Here is a 1,433-nt window from a genome sequence, read left to right as displayed (position 1 = left end):
TAATGCCGTTCAGTTAAGATCCTTCTTCAAGAAACGAACGGTATAACGGTGAGGTCGAGATTTGACGACCCGGTCGCATGCGCGGCCGGGTCGTTTTTCATTGGGCAGCGACTTGAGGCGCTCACGCAGGCGCTTCAGACAGGCGGGCAATTTCGCATAGGCCGGCGTTAGCGCGGCCCACATCATTTCGTGCTGGATCGTGTGCAGGGCGCGCACGAAGCTGATATCGGTCGGCTCGAGTTTCGCTTCCCATGCGGCGCTGGCGATCTCACGGCGAATCAGGTTGTAGGCGATCAACGCACCCCATATCTCCTGATACACACCTTCGACCGTACGACTGCGCAAGGTCAACTCCGAGCCGAGCATCGATTGCTTAAGCTCGCGGTAGCTGGTTTCGATCTGCCAGCGACGCTCGTAGCAGGCCAGGATATCAGCGGGTTTGAAGCGGCGACGATCGCCCAGCGAAGTCAGTAGCACGCGTTCGCGCCCGCGCGCATCGATGGTGCGGATCGCCCGCGCATTCCAGAATTCGGGCAGAGCCGGGCACTTCTTGCGCGCCTGCGGCGAGACGCGCATGCGTACCGTCGCATCGTCAGCGGTACCCGCGATCACTTCCCAGCAGCTATTGGATTTGGCGGGAATCAGGAAATGGCGGTTACGTCCTCCCATCGTCAGGCCACAGAGGATTTCGGCAGACAGAAAGCCTTTATCGAATACCGTCAGCGAATCTTCCGGTATCTGCGGCAACAGGCCTTTTGCATACACCATCTCGTTGGTGTCGTAACGACCGAAATTGATGTCGGCGACCAGATGCGTTGGAATCGCCGTGAGCGTCACTGCGCGCACCTGCGGATAGCTGGCCACTCTGCCACCGGCGTAACCTTGCGCGCCGAAGTGCTCCCGGTTGGCGGGGCTGTCGGGCGTGCGTAGCGTGGTGCCGTCCATCGCCCACAAACTCAACCCCTTGAACGCATGGTGAGCCGCGTCCTGCCGGGTCCAGGTCCGAGCTGTCCGGTCAAAAAGCCATGCCAGCGGCGCTTCGCCGATGCGCTGACGCGCCTGCGTCACCGCGCTCTTGCTGACGAATGGTGCATCCTCGCTGGGCAGCGCCAGATCGAGTCCGTCGAGCACTTCACTGATTGACCAGTGCCGGTACATGGCCAGAGCGATCACCAGCCATACCACCTGCTCGGCCGGCAGGCGTCGCCGCCGCAGGCTTGCCGTCCCCGTAGCACGCACCGCGTGCTCAATCCATTCGTAAGGCAGATGCTCAGCCAGCCGGCTCAGGTCGGCTACCGGCTCTTGCGCTTCGATCAGGTAGGTAAGGTGGGCTGAGAGCATCGCGCCGAAAAGTTAACACCCCGGCGCGCCGTTTACAACCTCTTCCTGCTCTGCAAATGAAAATGCCGTTCAGTGCTAACTGAACGGCATTA

1 protein-coding gene is annotated in these 1,433 nt (G+C 60.9%); it reads right to left on the bottom strand.

Annotated elements, in window-relative coordinates; translation table 11 throughout:
- Window positions 1-9: 9 nt before the first annotated feature.
- On the bottom strand, window positions 10-1,341 hold the full coding sequence (locus P3T16_RS34785; protein WP_429345660.1) for an IS4 family transposase: 1,332 nt from the start codon (window positions 1,339-1,341) through the stop codon (window positions 10-12).
- Window positions 1,342-1,433: the final 92 nt, after the last annotated feature.

It is taken from the genome of Paraburkholderia sp. GAS42 (genome assembly GCF_050436565.1).
Classification (GTDB): domain Bacteria; phylum Pseudomonadota; class Gammaproteobacteria; order Burkholderiales; family Burkholderiaceae; genus Paraburkholderia.
This window is presented reverse-complemented; position numbering and strand designations above follow the sequence as displayed.

Bases quoted from the DNA above. Each gene is read 5' to 3' on its own strand.
- P3T16_RS34785 (WP_429345660.1), bottom strand. From the start codon at position 1,341: ATGCTCTCAGCCCACCTTACCTACCTGATCGAAGCGCAAGAGCCGGTA.